At 57.6% G+C, this 18,131-nt stretch carries 17 protein-coding genes; 5 read left to right on the top strand and 12 right to left on the bottom strand.

Going from position 1 to position 18,131, the window contains the following annotated elements; translation table 11 throughout:
- The first annotated feature begins 145 nt into the window (after positions 1-145).
- Positions 146-349, top strand: coding sequence for a hypothetical protein (locus tag XH85_RS13595; protein ID WP_128932207.1), 204 nt, complete (start codon positions 146-148; stop codon positions 347-349).
- A gap of 235 nt (positions 350-584) precedes the next feature.
- Here XH85_RS13595 and panC read toward each other — a convergent pair whose 3' ends face one another.
- The 8 genes from panC to bioB all read right to left on the bottom strand — a co-directional run bounded on the left by panC (position 585) and on the right by bioB (position 8,120).
- Entirely contained in the window at positions 585-1,436 is an 852-nt protein-coding gene (gene panC, locus XH85_RS13585; RefSeq protein WP_128932206.1) for a pantoate--beta-alanine ligase, read from the bottom strand.
- A 3-nt stretch (positions 1,437-1,439) separates the two neighbouring features.
- Positions 1,440-2,318, bottom strand: a complete 879-nt coding sequence (gene panB / locus XH85_RS13580) for a 3-methyl-2-oxobutanoate hydroxymethyltransferase (protein WP_164940765.1) — start codon at positions 2,316-2,318, stop codon at positions 1,440-1,442.
- Positions 2,319-3,171: 853 nt separating this feature from the next.
- Positions 3,172-3,423 carry a hypothetical protein gene (locus tag XH85_RS13565; RefSeq protein ID WP_128932203.1) on the bottom strand — a complete coding sequence of 84 codons (252 nt, stop codon included), beginning with the start codon at positions 3,421-3,423 and terminating at the stop codon, positions 3,172-3,174.
- A gap of 174 nt (positions 3,424-3,597) precedes the next feature.
- Complete coding sequence (locus XH85_RS13560) at positions 3,598-4,863, bottom strand: adenosylmethionine--8-amino-7-oxononanoate transaminase (protein ID WP_128932202.1); 1,266 nt, start codon at positions 4,861-4,863, stop codon at positions 3,598-3,600.
- Positions 4,860-5,495, bottom strand: a complete 636-nt coding sequence (bioD, locus tag XH85_RS13555; protein ID WP_128932201.1) for a dethiobiotin synthase — start codon at positions 5,493-5,495, stop codon at positions 4,860-4,862. The genes XH85_RS13560 and bioD overlap by 4 nt, the downstream gene beginning before the upstream one ends.
- Positions 5,495-6,646: an 8-amino-7-oxononanoate synthase gene (locus tag XH85_RS13550; protein WP_128932200.1), complete on the bottom strand. Its 1,152-nt coding sequence runs from the start codon at positions 6,644-6,646 to the stop codon at positions 5,495-5,497. The genes bioD and XH85_RS13550 overlap by 1 nt, the downstream gene beginning before the upstream one ends.
- Before the next feature lie 70 nt (positions 6,647-6,716).
- The gene (panD, locus tag XH85_RS13545) at positions 6,717-7,076 is read right to left on the bottom strand and encodes an aspartate 1-decarboxylase (protein ID WP_128932199.1); all 360 of its coding nucleotides are present in this window, start codon (positions 7,074-7,076) and stop codon (positions 6,717-6,719) included.
- Positions 7,077-7,127: 51 nt separating this feature from the next.
- Positions 7,128-8,120 (bottom strand): biotin synthase BioB, encoded by a 993-nt coding sequence (bioB, locus tag XH85_RS13540; RefSeq protein ID WP_128932198.1) that lies wholly within the window; start codon positions 8,118-8,120, stop codon positions 7,128-7,130.
- A 114-nt stretch (positions 8,121-8,234) separates the two neighbouring features.
- On the opposite strand from bioB, the gene XH85_RS13535 reads away from it, so the two are divergent.
- From XH85_RS13535 to XH85_RS13520, 4 genes are all read left to right on the top strand, one after another.
- On the top strand, positions 8,235-8,870 hold the full coding sequence (locus XH85_RS13535) for a GntR family transcriptional regulator (protein WP_128932197.1): 636 nt from the start codon (positions 8,235-8,237) through the stop codon (positions 8,868-8,870).
- A gap of 135 nt (positions 8,871-9,005) precedes the next feature.
- A complete protein-coding gene (locus XH85_RS13530) occupies positions 9,006-9,323 on the top strand; it encodes a Dabb family protein (RefSeq protein WP_128932196.1) in 318 nt (105 codons plus the stop codon).
- Positions 9,324-9,462: 139 nt separating this feature from the next.
- Positions 9,463-10,872, top strand: a complete 1,410-nt coding sequence (pabB, locus tag XH85_RS13525) for an aminodeoxychorismate synthase component I (protein WP_128932195.1) — start codon at positions 9,463-9,465, stop codon at positions 10,870-10,872.
- Complete coding sequence (locus tag XH85_RS13520; RefSeq protein WP_164940763.1) at positions 10,869-11,465, top strand: anthranilate synthase component II; 597 nt, start codon at positions 10,869-10,871, stop codon at positions 11,463-11,465. The genes pabB and XH85_RS13520 overlap by 4 nt, the downstream gene beginning before the upstream one ends.
- A gap of 88 nt (positions 11,466-11,553) precedes the next feature.
- Here the strand turns inward: XH85_RS13520 and XH85_RS13515 are convergent, their stop codons facing one another.
- The 4 genes from XH85_RS13515 to XH85_RS13495 all read right to left on the bottom strand — a co-directional run bounded on the left by XH85_RS13515 (position 11,554) and on the right by XH85_RS13495 (position 18,002).
- Entirely contained in the window at positions 11,554-12,078 is a 525-nt protein-coding gene (locus XH85_RS13515; protein WP_164935094.1) for a hypothetical protein, read from the bottom strand.
- 2,401 nt (positions 12,079-14,479) lie between these two features.
- Positions 14,480-15,817, bottom strand: a complete 1,338-nt coding sequence (locus tag XH85_RS13505) for a glutamine synthetase (protein WP_128932194.1) — start codon at positions 15,815-15,817, stop codon at positions 14,480-14,482.
- The gene (locus XH85_RS13500) at positions 15,817-17,103 is read right to left on the bottom strand and encodes an ATP-grasp domain-containing protein (protein WP_128932193.1); all 1,287 of its coding nucleotides are present in this window, start codon (positions 17,101-17,103) and stop codon (positions 15,817-15,819) included. Before XH85_RS13500 ends, XH85_RS13505 begins: the two co-directional genes overlap by 1 nt.
- Positions 17,100-18,002 (bottom strand): DMT family transporter, encoded by a 903-nt coding sequence (locus tag XH85_RS13495; protein WP_128932192.1) that lies wholly within the window; start codon positions 18,000-18,002, stop codon positions 17,100-17,102. Before XH85_RS13495 ends, XH85_RS13500 begins: the two co-directional genes overlap by 4 nt.
- Positions 18,003-18,131 lie beyond the last annotated feature (129 nt).

Raw genomic sequence — 18,131 nt, 5'->3', positions numbered from 1 at the left:
CCTTTGCAGGGAGTGAGCTAGCAACCAGCCCACCGCGGGCTGCGTGTGAAACGCTCCGATCTGACGCCGAGGCGCCTCGTTCAGGGAAGAGAAGCGACTGGGCTGCAATTATCTGCTGTGTTTGTCGAATTGGAAAGGGAGCTACATGAATCATTTCGGCAGCAGCCATCGTCGCACACCATCTGTGATGACAGACGAACAGCACGAGCTGGAGCGCTGCAAGCGGGAGATTGCGCGACTCAAACAGCTGGTTGTACGACTTTCTGAAATTGTTTTGCGCGACGTCGTAAAACGCGCGCAAAGCGGCCGGAACGTCCCGGAGTGTCCGAGCGAGCCGCCGAAGTCATAATACGGAAAGCGAACTCGCACTTGGCTGCTCTCGGCAGCGTGGGAGCGGCCCCGCCTCGCTCCACCCCGTCAGCGGCAGAGCCAATCTCCAGCCGACATCATGAGCTCGAGCGTGTGGTAGTTGTTCAGCACGCAAACGGCAGTTCCGTATCGCCTTCGAGAGTTCTTCCTGGATGTTGAGGATTTCAGTGCCCCCCGGCTCGACGGCTTCTGAGCGCAATCACTTGCGGATCTGGCTACGATGGCGACCAGGACAGGACTACATTGTCGATCAACCGAGTGAAGCCTACGTACGCTGCGACACAGAGCACCGCCGGATAGCGCAGAGGACTCTCGGCAATCTTTAGGGTCCCAGTGTCGACAAGCTCAAGGTACTGCAGTCGATCGACCCTTTCCATATGCTTTCTTGCAAGCGCAATCAGCGTTGCCCCGTCGCGCTCCCCTGAGGCAAACTCTTGCGCTGCGGCGAACAAGCCACGGCTGACCGCAAGGCTCCGACCACGTTCTTCCGGGCTGAGATAACGGTTGCGACTGCTCATTGCCAGCCCATCTGGCTCGCGCACGGTTGGCACAGTGACAATCTCGATCGGAAGATTCAGATCAACCGTCATGCGGCGTATCACAGCGCATTGCTGAAAATCCTTCTGTCCAAAGTACGCGACGTCCGGCTGCACCATGTTGAATAGCTTGCAGACGACAGTCGCTACACCACGAAAATGTCCAGGCCTGAAAGCTCCGCAGAGCGGTTTTGCGAGTTCGCCCGGCTCGACAAAGCTCTCAAATTGAGCCGGATAGATCTCCTCTGCACTTGGCGCGAAGATGATGGAGACCCCGGCACTGCGGCACAACGCTTCATCGCGCGCGAAGTCGCGAGGGTACCTGCTGAGATCCTCATTTGGGCCGAACTGAGTGGGGTTGACGAAGATGCTAACGACAGTGACGTCGCAGTGTCCCCGGCTAGCCGAGATCAGGGCCAGGTGGCCGTCGTGCAGGTATCCCATCGTCGGAACGAATCCGATGCGCTTATCGGCATTGCGAACGTCTGCAAGGGCGCGACGCAGCTCAGCGACCTTCGTAATGACTTGCATTTCTTACCTTGAGGTTGAGTTGGAGGGCACCCAGTTGGCTACGGCATGCCGAAGCTGATCAGGAAGCCGATAGCACTCCTCTGAGCCGGGGAATGCACCTTTGTGGATATCGGCAGCCCAGCGCGACAGCGCCTCCTGGAACAGCTGGAATCCATTTGCATAGGCACGAACGAATTTGGGGCGATGACCTTCGGTTAGCCCCAAGACATCATGAAACACGAGCACTTGGCCCGAGCAATCGGGTCCTGCTCCGATCCCGATGGTGGGTATCGTGAGACATTCGGTCGCTCGCGCCGCGAGCTCGGCAGGAATGCCCTCCAGGACCAGCGCGAAGCAGCCGGCTTCCTGCAGACGGTGCGCGTCATCGAGCAGCCGCAAGGCGGTATCCGTTGTCCGTCCCTGCACCTTGAATCCACCCATGACGTTGACGCTCTGCGGGGTCAGACCGAGATGTCCCATCACAGGAATTTCGCAATCGACCAAGGCGCGTACCATCTCGATGCGTTTGGCACCACCCTCGAGTTTCACAGCATCGGCGCCACGCTGCAGAAAACCTCCTGCATTGCGAATCGTATCCTCAGAGCCGACATGAAAGCTCAGAAAGGGCATGTCGGCCACAAGCAGCGCATGAGGCCTCGTGCGCGCAACAGCCTCCAGGTGATGATTCATCATGGCCACGCTGACGGGCAGCGTGTTGTCGAATCCCAGGCAGACGTTTCCAACGCTATCGCCGACCAGGATGATATCGACAATGGGATCCGCGATGCGCGCCGCAACCGCATCGTAGGCGGTGGTCATCACGACACGCCGTCCTTTATCCTTCCACTGCTGCAGTACCGGAATCGTGACGCGCTCTAGAGGCTGCTCTGAACTGTGGCTCATATTGAATCCGCTCCCCACACACCGTCGGCGCTTCCTAGAGAACGCGGGAGAAACCTGTCAATGGCATGGAGGATGGAGATCCCAGCTCTCTAGAACTGGAGAACAGCGCAAAAACAGTCCAATGGTCGCGCAACCATGAGATAAGACCTTCCTCATCGCGATTTAACCACCCGATGGCCCGTCTTCCCGAGCAGTTTCAGCGGCTATGCCAGCCGCGGCCTCAATCGAGGAGCGGCGCTCGCGACGAGCCACCATCTGCACGCGTTTCTGGGCTGATTGCAGTCTCTCCAAACGGTGACGGCTCGACCGGACCGAGCTGCAGATGCACGCAGTGGGGACTTCGTCTTTAGGGCACATCTGCGTGTCTGCCCCCTAGGGGTACTCGTTAGACTCCTGCTTCGGCGCTTGCGCACCGAGCAAAGCAAACGGATGGCAGGCCAGGAACGTCCAAAGGTGACAGGCCGCTGTAAGCGCAGCGAAAGTCGCGGTCGAGTAGATGTCGTCGCGAAGGCGCTCAGACCGAGCCAGCCTGCTGGCCCTGTAGGCCCTGAAGTCGATTATTTTTGCCGATGTTTCTGTCACTTGATTTCCACGCGCTCTAGAGGACCACTCGAATTTTCTGACCAGGGCCGTACCGGCACAACTCAGTCCATTCCTAAGCCGCTCGCCGCCATCGAAGCCATTTCTGATCGGCCTCCCGCCGCGCCTTGAAGCGGTTGACGCATTTCTTGGAGCAAAGGGCCGTTCGCCAGCAGTAATGGCGGATCAGCCCAAACTTACCGCCGCATATCGCGCAGCATGTGGCTGAATGGTCGAGGGAATTACGGAAGCCAATGTGCATTCTCGCCTCCTGTCAGACATGTACTTGGGAGCCCTCGCTGTCCTCTGACCACAGCACCACGCGGGCACCAAAGGTGCGGTCGCCCGGCGGTCCGTCTCCCTGGTTCTTGCAGCCATCAAGAGCCTTGACTCTGATGTGCGGCTGCCTCGCGAAGCAGTACTTTCCGCAGAAAGCCTCGCCGAGAATTTGCTCAAGATAAATGGATTTCTCTATCGTGATTAACGCAATTCGCTCGACATTTCGGCCAAATGCTGCGCCTTTCATGGCTAGCCCGCAGAATTGCTGCGGCAGTTGGATCCGAAGCGCCTAAGTACCTAAGCACGATCGGCCTGCGAGCTTGGGTGCCGCATCCTCGTTGCACTATCAAGCGGCAGCAATACGGACACTTTCGGCTTGCAAGATCCTGTCACTGCAGACGATTGCACAGTCTCGTGCATCTCACATCAGCAGGTCAGCAGCGTCGCGGATGGCAGTATAGATTTCATCAAGGTCGGCCGCCGTAACGCAGTAAGGCGGCATCACGTAGATTGTGTTACCGAGTGGGCGTAACAGCAGATTCCGCGCTTGGAAGAAAGCCAAAAGCCTCGGACCGATGTCCGCCAGGTAGCCGGCATCGCTCGTGTTGAGTTCAAGCGCTGTGACTGTTCCTGTGCGTCGGACGTTTGCGAACCGTGAATCGGCGCGGAATGGCGCGAGTGCCTGTTCTTGCATCCTGGCCAAGGATGCCAGCCGCCCGCGATATTCCTGATCCTGCCATAGGTCCAGATTAGCCTTGGCGGCGGCACAGGCCACTGGATTGGCCGTATATGAGCTCGAATGAAAAAACGTACGCGTGCGATCTTCAGAATAATGCGCATCGAAAATATCGGCACGACAGAGTGTGACGGCGAGCGGCAGCGCCCCAGCCGTCAGGCCCTTCGAATAGCAGGCAATATCGGGCGTGACATCGGCCTGCTCACACGCAAACAAGGTACCCGTCCGGCCCCAGCCGGTCATGACCTCGTCCGCAATGAACAGGACGTCGAAGGCTTCGCAGATCCGCTTCATCTCTCTTAGCACCGAGGGAGAATACATCAGCATTCCACCGGCACCCAATATCAGGGGCTCCACGATAAAGGCTGCGGGATGTTCGTTTCGGCACGCCTTTTCAAGCGCATCGAGCGCTCTTTGCTCACGATCTCTTGCCGGGAACGGAATCGAGGTCACCTCGAACATCAGCGCCCCGTAGGCCGCATTGAAGACGCCTCGACTACCTACCGACATCGCCCCGATCGTGTCGCCATGGTATGAGTGCTGCATCACCACAATTTGGGTTCGCTGTCTTCCGGTATTGCGCCAGTAGCCGAGCGCCATTTTCAGCGCGACTTCGACGCTGGTTGACCCGCTATCGGAGAAGAACACATGCTCGAGCGCCGGGGAGGTGACCTTCAATAGTTCCGTCGCAACTTGCTCAGCCGGGTCGTGAGTGTATCCGGCGAAGATGACCTGGCTGAGCTTGCCTGCCTGTTCTCGGATCGCGTTCACGATGCATGGATGGCAATGGCCGTGGGTCACGACCCACCAGGAGGAGATTGCATCGATAAGGCGTCGGCCATCTTCGGTGTAGAGATAAGCCCCCTCTCCCCGCAGCACCTTCGTCATGTCTCGCTGTAGAGCATGCTGCGTGAACGGGTGCCAGATCGGCGACCTCTTGGCTATCTTCATAGGTTCAGGAAATCGCTACTAACAAAGGAGTTTTTGAAAGCGGCCTGCAGCCTATCGTCCGTGAGGGGAACAAGCCACGGGAGCCGTCCCAACCAACGCACTCTCCCGATCTCGCAAATCGCGCTTTCAGTTTCGGCGTTTCTTTCGCCAATGAACGCAATTCCAAGGATTCGAATCTGACGCTTCCGCAGAGCCTCTATGGATAGAAGGGAGTGATTGATTGTGCCCAGTCCCGTCCTTGCGCAAAGCACGACGGGAAGCTGCCAGCGCTCGAAGATGTCGATGTAAAGAGTGCGCGCCGTCAGAGGCACCATGAGTCCGCCGGTGCCCTCGATCACGAGTTGCCGCTCGCCGCTGTCCGGCAGTCGAAGCGTCTCTGTATCTATGCCAACACCGTCGATCTCCGCGGAGTAATGGGGCGACGCAGGCGTCCGAAGTCGATAGAGCTCCGGGACAATCCGATCGGACGAGAGGCCACCGAGCCGGCGGATGCACTCGGAGTCGGTCTCTTGTTCGAGTCCAGCCTGGACCGGCTTCCAGTAATTCGCGCCGAGAAGGCCGGCCAGCCCTGCGGAAAATACCGTTTTGCCGACCCCGGTGTCCGTACCAGTCACGACGATCCGCTTATTCATCAAAACGAGCCCCTCGTCACCTCAACCAGCGCATCGAGCATTGCGCGCACGTCCGCTTCTCCAACATTGAGTGTCAACGAAATTCGCAAGCGGGCGGTGCCTGCAGGGACGGTTGGCGGCCGAATTCCGCGGATATCGAAGCCGCGCGCCTGCAGAGCAGAGGCAAGTCGCATTGCATGAGCATTGTCACCTACGATGTACGGCACGATCTGAGAGGTCGATGGTGTGCTCAAACCAAGCGAGGTGATCTGCCGATGCGCGAACGCAACGAGTTTGGCCAGCCGTTGCTGCCGCTCCGGCTCTTTCTGCAGGGTGAGGAGTGCCTCTCGAACCGCAACGGCCATCAATGGTGACGGGGCGGTGGCAAAAATAAACGGACGGCAGCGGTTGACCATGAAATCGCGCAAGATGCCGGAGGCCGTAACAAGTGCACCCGCAGCACCGAGCGCTTTGCCGCAGGTATGAACGACGATGAGATTTTCGCGCCTGTCATAAGGGGCCGTGAGCCCTCGTCCCTGATGCCCGTAAGCGCCTGTGGCATGAGCCTCATCCACGATCAGAAACGCGTCTTGGCGATCGGCGATTGCCACCAGCTCTTCGAGTGGAGCGAAGTCGCCATCCATACTATAGAGACTTTCGGCCACAATCCAGACGCGGCCCGCCCCACCTTTGTTTCGCCAATCGCGAATTGCGTCTTCGACTGACTGGGGATCATTGTGCGCGTGAATTCGACACTCTGCGCGGCCGGCCCGCGCCCCCTCGTGAATACTGGCGTGCACGAGCGAATCGAGAACGAGCAGATCGCCGCGCTGCGGCAGCGTTGTCAGGAGGGCAAAATTTGCGATGTAGCCGCCTCCAAAGAAAAGCGCTGCCTCCGCGCCAAAGAACTGGGCCGCTTCCGTTTCGAGCCGTTCATGCTCCTCGCAATTGCCGCGCAGAAGCCGCGACCCGCCGGCTCCAACCGGAGTGCCCGCCTCGAGCGCAGCGACCATCGCCTTTTTGATGCGCGAGGCGTTCCCGAGCGCCAGATAGTCGTTCGATGCGAAATCGATCCCCACGCGCGGCTTGAGGCAGCGCAGCCGTTTATCTTCGTTCAAGGCATTCAACGCTGCGACGTAGGGACTAAGTCTAGCCGTTTGGATTGACCGCATTCATCACTCCGAGGATCGCATCAAATCACGCAAAAGATGCGTTGGCCGCTTAAGAAGGAAGGATGGCCCTTTAGGTTGAACTTGCCAGGATGCGATTGTCTCGGTCCACGCGCACAATGCGTGGCTTGAATATCTTTGCTTCGGCCTCGTCGAATGAGGCATATGCAACGATAATGATCTTGTCTCCGGGCATCGCCAGTCGGGCGGCCGCACCGTTCAGGCTTATCGTGCCAGACATCGGCGGCGCCTCGATCACGTAGGTGGCAAAGCGCGTCCCTGTTTCGACATTGTAGATTTCGACGCGCTCGTTGATCACCATTCCTGCCGCGTCCAGGAGCGTACGATCTATCGAGATCGAGCCTTCATAGTGCAGATCAGCTTCGGTCACTGAGGCGCGATGGATTTTGCCCTTCATCAAAGTTATCTGCATTCCTCACCCAGGCTGTATGTAGGGGTAACACATTGTGCGCTTCTGCTTCCGTCAGGCGAGCCCGGACGTGATGCCGAGCCGGGCCAGCAGATCCGCGTCGCGATCAACTTTCGGGTTTTTGGTGGTCAAGAGCACGTCGCCGACGAAGATTGAATTTGCGCCGGCCAAGAAGCAAAGCGCCTGCAATTCATCGGTCATGTATTGCCGCCCGGCGGACAAGCGAACCACACTCCTCGGCATCATGATCCGCGCGGTCGCCAGCAGCCGGACCAGCGCGATCGGATCGGGAGGCTCCGCGGTGTTTTCCACCGGCACGCCCTCGATCGTGTTCCACAGGTTGATGGGCACGCTTTCGGGATGGTTGGGAAGATTGGCGAGCAGCACGAGCATACCTAGGCGGTCCTCGACGCGCTCGCCCATGCCGATAATCCCGCCGCAGCAGATCTTGATGCCGGCATCGCGCACATGCGCCAGCGTATCGATGCGGTCCTGCAGGCTGCGGGTGGTGATGATCTTGCTGTAGAACTCGGGCGATGTGTCGACGTTGTGATTGTAGAAGTCAAGGCCGGCCTCGGCGAGGCGCGCGGCCTGCTTCGTTGTCAGCATGCCGAGCGTGACGCACGTTTCCATGCCGAGTCCCTTGACCGCCCTGACCATGTCGCAGACGGAATCAAGATCGCGATCTTTTGGCGTGCGCCAGGCCGCGGCCATGCAGAAGCGCGTGGCGCCGGCATCCTTCGCGCGCTGCGCGGTCGCAACCACATCGGCGCAACGCATCAGACGGGTGGCTTTCAGGCCGGTCTCGTAATGCGCGCTTTGCGAGCAGTAGCCACAGTCTTCCGGACAGCCGCCCGTCTTGATGCTGAGCAGGCTCGCAGTTTCGACGTGGTTTGGATCGAAGTTCTTGCGATGAGCGCGCTGCGCCTGAAGCATCAGATCGGCAAAAGGAAGGTCGTAGAGCGCCTTAGCCTCTTCGACGTTCCAATGACAGCGAATCTGCGCCCCGTTGCCTGCTTCCTTCTGGACTTGCGCAGCAGCATCCATACCCCAATCCCGCTCAATTGTAGATAATCGCGTCAATTATCTATAGTCATCGCTCTCGAAGAGATGCTAATCGAGCTGCCTCGCAAATGCACCGGTTATTGCGGTAGATAATCTATGATCGCTACTGATAACATGACGACGGTCGCGCGCATCGCGGACTCAATCGCTGAGCGCATTATCAGCGGCGCCTTAGAGCCAGGCGCGCCGCTCCGTCAGGATCACATGGCACGAGAATTCAATTCCAGCCACGTCCCCGTGCGCGAGGCCTTTCGGCAACTGCAGGCACAACATCTTGTTGTCGCTGTCCCGCGTCGCGGTGTTCGGGTTGCCCCGCTCGATACCCGTTCAGTGAAGGAGATCGCCGAAATGCGCGCCGCGCTCGAAGTGGTGGCATTGCGGCATTCGGGGCCAAGGCTCACAACAGCTCATTTGGCTCAGATCGAGCTCGCCCTGATCGAAGGAGACAATGCAAAGACGATCGAGGAGTTTGAGACGGCTAACCGTGCCTTTCACCAAGCCTTGGTCGCGCCGTGCGGAATGCCGCGTCTGCTCGCGAGCCTCGATGGACTGCAGCTTGCCAATTCTCGATTGGTGTTCGCGATGGCGCGATCGGTGGGCTGGCAACCGCGCTCCAATCAAGATCACCGCCTGATTCTGCAAGCCTTGCGAACGCGCAACGTCGATCAAGCCTGTAACCTGCTCACGCGGCACATTCAAACCATTGAACGCCTTGCCCTTCCGGCGTCCTGAGCAAGTCTGGCAAGCTTCATTGCGGATCGCCGACGATCGCAAGCGACGATCATGCTGCAAGCGACTAGTCTCATTGCAACGGGCTCTATTCCCAGATAGTTATGGCACCCGCTAGCGACATCTCCACGGACGGCCATGATTCGTCACATCGTCTTCTTCAGCGCCAAGGACGAGGCGCATATCGACCATATCATCGAAGGTCTTTCGCTTCTCACCACGATACCACATGCGCGCCGGCTTGAGGTTGCCCGCAACCGCAAGACCGATCAGCTCGGCAACGATATCGACATCGTGGTCTATGGTGAGTTCGACAGCGAGGCGGAGCTCGCAGCGTACAAAGCGCACGATCTCTACCAGGAGTCGATTAAACGGGTCCGACCGCTCCGCGAGCTGCGGTTCGCGGCCGACTACGATATATCAATAGATACCCCTTTCGCCTCCACGGCAGGATGATCCAGGTGCTGTCGCAGCAAAAAGTCCACCGCCGGGTTGACTTGGCAATGGGCATCAAGTTTCGGCCCATCGCAGACAAGCGTCGTTCTCATCGGGTGGGGCAACAGATGGAACGGCACTTTCACGACGTCAGCCGCCGGTGACCGATAACCCGATGTATGTTCGCGAGTTGCAGTGGGTTGAACCTGTCACAGCGATGCGACGTCTTGGGCATCGATCGCATCTCACGTTTCTCGATAGCGTAGCAAGGCACGAGCTGCTTGGGCGCTACTCATATCTAACGTGCGACCCGTTCAGCACCTATAGGGTCGCGAACGGCCAAGTCAGTTGGAACGGACTTACTCTCGAGGCCGATCCATGGAAGGTCCTTCGCACGCTACTCGCGAAGTACCCGCAAGAGCATCGTCCCGATCTCCCGCCGTTCCAGGGAGGAGCGGCAGGCTACCTTGCCTACGAAATGAACAGGACATTGGAGCGATTGTCTGCGCCGGCAATTGCCGGTCTGGGTTTGCCCCAATCCATCCTGCATTTCTATGATGTGGTCATCAGCTTCGATCACCGGGATAACAAATGCTGGATCGTCTCGACCGGATGGCCGGAGCAGGACCGAGTGCGACGGAGCGAACGAGCGCGTCGTCGAGCCGACGAGTTTGCAGCATTGCTTGCCGGTCCAAAGGCGCCACAGAAGGGTTGCCACAGCAAAGCGGGCGCATGGCGCTCGAACTTCAGCCGCGAGAGCTACATTGCGGCGGTACAACGCGTGATCGACTTGATCCTGGCGGGTGACGTGTTCCAGACGAATATTGCGCAGCGGTTCAGCACCCGCCTGCCGACCTCGTTTGATCCACTCGCCTTCTATTGCCAGCTACGATCATTGAATCCGGCGCCTTTTGCGGCCCTGCTGCGATGGGGAAAGCTGACCATCGCATCAAGTTCGCCGGAACGATTCCTGAAGCTTGAGGGGCGACAAGTCGAGACACGACCTATCAAGGGCACGATCGCGCGTTCTCCTGATTTCAAGGAAGACCACCGCCGTGCGGCTGCTCTCCTCGCTTCCGAAAAGGATCATGCCGAGAACACGATGATTGTCGACCTTTTGCGCAACGATCTGTCACGCGTTTGCACTGCACATTCGGTCGAGGTTCCGGCCCTGTGCAATCTCGAGTCCTATGCCTCAGTGCACCATCTCGTGTCGATCGTTACGGGGAAACTTGCCGGAGACGAAGACGCCGTTAGCCTGCTCCGTGCTTGCTTTCCCGGCGGCTCCATTACGGGAGCGCCAAAGCTGCGGTCGATGGAAATTATTACAGAAATCGAGCGCATCGCGCGAGAGGTCTATTGTGGGGCGATCGGCTTCATCGGCTTCAGCGGGCACATGGACACAAGTATTGCGATCCGCACGGTCACGATCGACGGCGACCTGGCTGTGTTTCATGCGGGCAGCGGTATAACGGCCCTGTCGGAGCCCGAGGCCGAATACGAGGAAACGCTCGCCAAGGCAGAGCGAATCTTTGATGCATTTGGTTCTGAACCAGCTGGTGCATTTTGATTGTCATCATCGATAATTACGATTCCTTCGTGTTCAACATTGCCCGCTATTTGCACAAGCTCAGTGAAGCAACGGAAGTGATCCGAAACGACGCTATCAGCATCAGCGAGCTCGTTGGTCTCAACCCGCGCGCGGTGGTCATATCGCCCGGCCCCTGCACCCCAACTGAGGCAGGAATATCGACAGCAGTGGTTCGCGAACTTTCAGGACGCGTGCCAATTCTCGGTATCTGCCTTGGACATCAGTGTATTGCGAGCGCTTTCGGAGGACGGGTGGCGCGTGCGCGTCGGCCCATGCACGGTCGGCGCTCATACGTTGCGCATGACGGCCGAGGATTATTCAAGGGGCTGCCAACCCCGCTTGACGTCGGACGCTACCATTCTCTTATCGTCGAGCTTGATCAGCCATGTGCGCAAAACCTCATAGTGACAGCGCGTTCGGAGGAAGGCGAGATCATGGCCCTCACGCACGGCTATTATCCCACCTATGGGGTGCAGTTCCATCCCGAGTCGATACTTACCTCACAGGGGCACGTCCTGCTTATGAACTTCTTGCGACTCACAGAGGATTTCAGAAACCACGCGGAGCAATGAGAGGGTCGGCCTGCCGGTCAAGATGGTGGACCGTCGGTTTCCGACGTCGTTGGAAGGCGCAGCGTCATATGCAGGCATTTTGTGGTAATCAGCGCTGTTCCGTGCTCGGCTCCGCAGTCAGCGGCGCGCCTCCGACAGAAACCGGACCTTGCGGTTTCGAAGGCCGGACGTCTCTCTTGGCCGGCTTGGATGTGGTGCGCACGGGTGGCGAAGAAGCAGCAGGAGCAGGAGAAGCAACAGGCGCGGGATTCTGCAGCTCCTCGATTCTTTGGGTCAGGGCTGCGATCTGATCCGAGATCCGCTTTAGCTCGGCTTGCTGCGCATCGACGTTGCGATTGAGCTCGGCAATTTCGTCGGCGGTCCTCTGCTGCCCCGTTTGGATCCCTAAAAGGACATCCCTATCCTCAGGTGACAAGCCAAGCGTGGGAGGCACGACTTCTTGCGCCGGCGGCGCCTCGGCAAATGTTTCGATATTCCTCAAAAAATAGGCTCCGCCGGCGCAAAGAATGAGCAATACGGCTAGAAGAGCAAAGATCCACCGAAAGCCTTTCGACGGTCTCTGCAGGACCGGCGGCAACTCCGATGCTTGGGATTGTTCCGTCACAGCCACCACCCCGCTCTCATCATCTCGATCTGCTTTGGTCGTTCTCGTTGCCGCGATAGCAAAAGATGGTCAAGAGCTGCCGCGAGCCGCAACCCGCGCTGCATCGTTTTCAGCAATGTTGTCCCCAAAGCCGAGTCTTAATCGCATCAGGGGTTTTACGGGTTAGGGCTTGCGCTGCAGGTGGCGAGGTAAATAATGAGGGCCGGTAGAGGGGATTACCCGTGAAGCACATTCATACTTGCTTGCTCTTGAGAGGGCCGCCTCATCGAAAGGCTGTGCGCGTCGGGGATTTGCTAGGTGACGCTTCCAGCGCTCCTGTGCCTGATTGTTCGAGGATCGATAGTTGTACAGCCGAAGTTGACCTGGCGCAAAATGCTGCCTAACCCACGCAAAAAAAACGCGTGATGCGAGCGCAACCATAAGACTAACTATATCGTTCGATGGAGGGGGACTTACGTTGCTAGTGGGCAACTGCACGAAGCCCAGCCACGGGATCAGGTCGGCCGTTCAGAAAGACGGGCACTACATGCGAAAATGAAGCGATTCGAGGAAGCGGATCCCTACGGATGCCTGAGCAGATCATCTGCAGCCGCCGGACCTCCATACGTGGAAAACCATAACAGCGTCTCTGTCCGGCTGCGTACCGTCTTGCGTGAGGTCTCGCAGGGATCCTAGCGCCCAAACGTCCACCGCGGGATCTAAATGAAAGCAAATGCGAATAGGCTAGAGCAAAACACCGCAAGCCCAGCGGCGGTCAGCACCAACAGGCTGCCGGACACAATGTCATGATTGCGCAGTGAACCGTCCTTCATGGCGCCCGGAAGCAGCACGAGGGGTGGCTGCCTTCGCGGTGAGTAGCCAATCACCGGATTACTACTCAAATTCGCTGCACTATTCCTGCGGTCTGCAAGTGAAAATGCATTTTTTGAGCGCAATCGTCCCGTTGTTCGGCGGCTACCGGCGAACGAGTATCAAAATTTGTGAGGTGTTTGCTGGCCAATAGGCTGTGTGCGTGGGGATGCCCCGAGCCGCCCCTCGTCCAAGGCACGGGGTGAGCCGTTTCATAATTGCGATATATCGTTTCGAGTAATCCTTGTTGCATGCGCGTTCTCCTAATCCGCGTCGTGGCTTTTACGATCATGTTGGCGGCACGTAACCAGCACCAAAATGGCTCCGTGCCACGCCCGACGGCATCCATGCCCCCGGTCGACGTGCCGTAACCCAAGCACCTGCCTCTGTCCGCAAATGACTTGACGCACTTCATCAATATTAGGCAACTACTCAGACTCAGACTTGCGATCTGCACCGCTGCTGTAGGCAGCACATCTTCCGCCCTAGCGTGGGGACAGCTACGTCATTCTGTCACTGCGGAACCGGCGTAGCCGTGCTTAAGTCCGGCAGCGCAGGCCCAAGCTCAAGGAGCCGATCGGCACACTTCGCCGGCCGCCATCTCAAACTGGGCGGACGACCATAACTTCACGCCTGAAGGAAAGGACACCTATCGCTGCCATTTCGTCGACATCGACATCGAGAGGCCGACATATGACGTCGCTGTTGATTGCAAGGATAACCAGGGAATCTGCATTGTCCAAGGTCTTCCGGCGGCGATTGCAATCCTGAAAGACAATTCGCGCTCTGAGGAAGACAGGTTGCGCGCTGAAGCTCGTTGTCCATCTGGCTGGAGATCTGGAGCGGCCGTTGCACGCAACCGAACACAACGGCGATCAATGCCGTAAGAAACTTCATGTCATCTTGCACGCGAAGCGATCCGAGGGCACGTCATGCCGACAATCCACAGCATGTGTCAGGAATTCGTACACTCGCATTCCGCACGATATGCTGGGGACGGTTCCGCGCGATGACGTCGTGCGGCTTGAGGGCAATCCTTTTTGCATCGTCGCGAGCGCAGCATTTCTCGTTCTCTCATGAACTTAATGGACCCAAGGTGATTGGGACCTCTTGTCTAGCGGAGAATTCAGAGCGCCGCGCGAAGCGCGTACTAGTTAGCACCGATCTACGCCAGCCTCGTCGTGGCTGGCGGCGACTAAGCCATCGTCTACTCGCGCTGCTCCCATTGATGCTGCGCGTCGCGTCCTGCGTGGCGCCGCGGCTCGGCTACAGCGTCGCGCATCACGGACCTCTCCGGCTCGTCCTCTGAGCATAATCGACTTTGCCTTCCCTCTTGAAGAAGCCGAGCACGTCTTCATTGATGCGAATGGAAATGGTGTTGGTCGTTGATTACCTAGCATCGTAACGGAGCAATCGCGGTTGCTGCTACAGAGCAGGTAACAGCTGACCTCCTCAGCGTTCTCAAGGTCCTCACTTAACGAGCAAGCACGCACAGACAGCCGCAGTAGCCCCGCCGGCATCGGCCAGAGGAATGAGGTTCAGAACTGTCGAAGAGCTCAAGCTAAATGATCTCGAAGTATCTCTGACGTTCAAAGTCGGTGACCCGATGTTGAACGGCTTCCCACTCCCAACGGCGCGAGCAAGAAAACGCTTCAACAAACCTTTCTCCGAAGACATCACTGGCCGCTGCAGACTGTGCAAACCGAGATGTTGCCTCTGATAGGCTTTGAGGCAGTCTCGCGGACGGACGACACATTTCCACGCTAGCATCACCGACGATCGAAGCCGGTAGTGCCGGACCTGTCTCGACGCCCAATATTCCCGAACCAATCGCACATGCGAGCGCGAGATATGGGTTCACGTCTGCGCCAGGCAGCCTATACTCCAGGCGATGAGCCGATGGCTCTCCCGGAATGGCGCGAACCGCGCAGGAGCGGTTGTCAACTCCCCAGCTTGGACAGATTGGTGCCCAAGAGCCAGGTACCAATCTCTTGTAACTGTTGAAGTTCGGCGCAGCGAGCACACAGAACTCATTCATGTATTCTAGTTGTCCGGCGATGAATTGCCTCATAAGATCGGAGACGTTGCCGAACGCATCACCGTCGTAAAACACATTTTGACTATCCGAGGACATCGAGATGTGAATATGGCCGGACTGGCCGGGCCATTTCTCGGAAACCTTGGCCATGAATGTAGCCATCATGCCTCGCGTTTGCGCCCAGGCTTTTATCATCGACTTGAATATGGTTGCTCGATCGGCAGCTTCCAGCGCATCACAATGACGAAGTGACGCTTCGACAACGGCAGGTCCCGTTTCAAAGTGTAGTCCGCTGAGAGGTATTCTCGCCTTCTCACAAAGCGCCAAGATCTCATCGAACAGCTCATGTTGCGCGACAGAGCGCGCAATCGAGTAGCCGAACGGGCCGCGGGTTAAAGGAGCCCATTCGCCGAATGGCTTTTCTTCAATCGTGTCTGCATTCTCCTTAAACAGCATAAATTCAAACTCGAACCCGGTAGCGCAGGCGTATCCGTGGTCAGCAGCCCTTCGCAGGACCTTACGCAGAACACCGCGCGGACAGATGTTCTCATGTGCGCCCGCGAACTCCGCGAGATAGAGATCTTGATCGCCGAGATGAGACACCGAACGGCCGGTGCCTGACAGAATACGCAGGTCAGCATCTCCGAACGCCGATAGCGGCTTTTGCGTGAAACTGGCCGGAATGACCCGGTCCGTACAATCCCACGCCAGCACCGCTTCAGAGAACTTGATAACTTTATCTTCACCCGAGAGATCTTCACCTAAGACGTGTTTGCCTCGCAGAACGCCATCGAAGTCGCTTACGCCGACCATCGCCGCGCGGGCTGGATTCGCTCCGGTCAACCTGGGATCAGTTGGCATCAGTCGCGATCCTGCATCACTAAATCGAACACCTGGTCCATCCGCATTGCTCGCAACTTGCGATAGTCATTCTCAAGCTGCGTCAAGTCGCTATTCACGAGATAAACGATGCCTGGTGTCGACACCAAGTCGATCGTGGGAACTAGCTCTTGACCAATCGGAACGAATGCAATGGCATCCGCGAAGCTCGGGAGCTTGCGGATTGCTTCGAGTCCCGGGTAACCGGCAACGACACCGCTCATATCTGAGATCAGCGAGACGCAAAGTGCGTGCGCCTGCCGCTTGTAGGGCCCGCGCAGCCTCATATATTCACCAAAGCCCTTGGGATCTGCGTAACGCCAGGCCGTCAAGGTCACATGGTTGTGCCCCAACGCCATCGTTCGTGCTTTTGCCGACATGGTCCCTTGAAGCCTCGCTCCGAAGTCCACCAGAACCGGTCCCCGATGATCGACGATGATCTCAGCATGAGCCGGTCCGTCGACGATCTGTAGTGCCTGCAACGCACGCACCAAGTAGTCGGACAGTTCCTGAACGATTGGTTCGTTGCCCCCCAACAATCTCTCAAGTGAGCAGACCGATGATGCCCTCTCAATCGGAACCGTGTCATAGGTCCAGGCCTCCGTAACGAAGGCTTCCCCGTCGATCGAGACGGCATTTACGGTATATTGCTGGCCGTTTATTTTTTCTTGCCCAAGGGCAAAACGATTCAACGCTCCGACACGGTTCGTCTTCCCGACAATTGCGCTCACAGCCCGCTGAATATCAGCATCTGTCGAGCAAAAGAATACATCCTCGGTACCCGTACTGTTCAGCGGCTTGATCACGATCTGATCGAACTTCGCTTCACGCTTCCAGCTCGCGATCTCTACAGGACTGTCGGACACGACTTGTCTGATCGATCGCACGCCTGCAAAGGTCAGCGCGCAAGACAATCGCGCTTTGTCACGCCGAGCAGCGGATAGCGCAGTCCCATTTGATGGTAAGCCAAGCCGCTCCGACAGAGAATCGGCGAGTTCAACTCCGGTCTCGCAGCCCGCGACAACGAACTCCAATTCCCGGCCATGGAGAGCCTGAAGATGATAATCAACGATGTCGTCATATCCCATGCGCTCGCTGGGGCGAATGACTTCATCATAAAGATCCGCATTGAAATGCGATTGGAATATGGACGGAATCTGTGCAGCCGACATCACATGCACCGTTCCAATTCCATAGCGCTTGAATTCTTCCGGTAGGTATCGGCCGGTAGAGTATGCGTCTACGATTACACAATTCCGTTCTTTCATGCGGATCTCCGATACTGCAAGTAGATGTTTCCGACAGCGACAGCCGTAATGAGAGCATTTCCTATGAACGTATGTAACGAAGGCACGATGCGAGAATCGAAGTACTGGAACAGGAAGGTGATGATAGGGGCGGTGGACAGGACCATGTTGACGGTGAAGGGCTCTACCCGGCGAATGCCCTGCTGTATCAAGAGCAAAGGAACAATGATCGTCGACAGCCCAATTGCCGCGATCGCAAACCAATGCTGCGAGATCTCAGGCACGATAGATGAATGATCGACCAGTCCCAGCAGCAAGAGAATCGTTCCATAAAAGCGATGCGCCAGGACTTGTCGGCCAGAAAACCCAAGGTCGAACAGCAGTTTGACAAGTATATTTGTAAGGGCCAGCGATAGTCCGGCCACGATTGCCAAGACGATGCCAAAGGACGATCGAGCCCCCCACTCCACGCCTGCGTTGCCGCTGGCCGAGATCCAAATCATGTAACTACCGATCGTTGCGATCGTAACGCTCACGACAATATCGGATGCTGGAGGGGCACCCTGGCGCCTGATCAGTGCGTTTAACCACACTGTTGCGGTGGGCCCCAGCGCCACCATGAAGGCGACCACGATCGCAGGTTCAGCGTATTTCAGTCCGATAAATAGGCCGATCCAGCTGATTGCTGTCACGACATTGAGCGCGACGAAGACCAGGAGCGACCATTTCGCCACTGCTGCCTCGCCTCCTTCCTGGCGAGCCAAGAGATTGAACATCAGACAAACCACAGCGAAGGACAGCAGGAGCGCGACGAACACATCCGCTTGCTGAAAATACGACGCCGCATAAACCTCGCCTGCCGCGCTCACGACGACATAAAGCGCCACAAATAGAACTCCCAGAGCGAAGCGATTCGCCAATCGCCCAGTTTTCCTGTGCCCGCGAGGCGGCGCATGGCCCTCGCAGGACCGGAGGCGTGCATCGGCTCCGAGGGAGTGTCCTTTCGACGTGCACGGACCACGTTTGGTTTGAAATGTCACAACCCGCCT

Origin of the sequence: Bradyrhizobium zhanjiangense, from assembly GCF_004114935.1 — a bacterium.
GTDB classification, from domain to species: domain Bacteria; phylum Pseudomonadota; class Alphaproteobacteria; order Rhizobiales; family Xanthobacteraceae; genus Bradyrhizobium; species Bradyrhizobium zhanjiangense.
The sequence above is the reverse complement of the archived record's forward strand: the minus strand, read 5'-3'. Positions and strand labels throughout refer to the sequence as shown.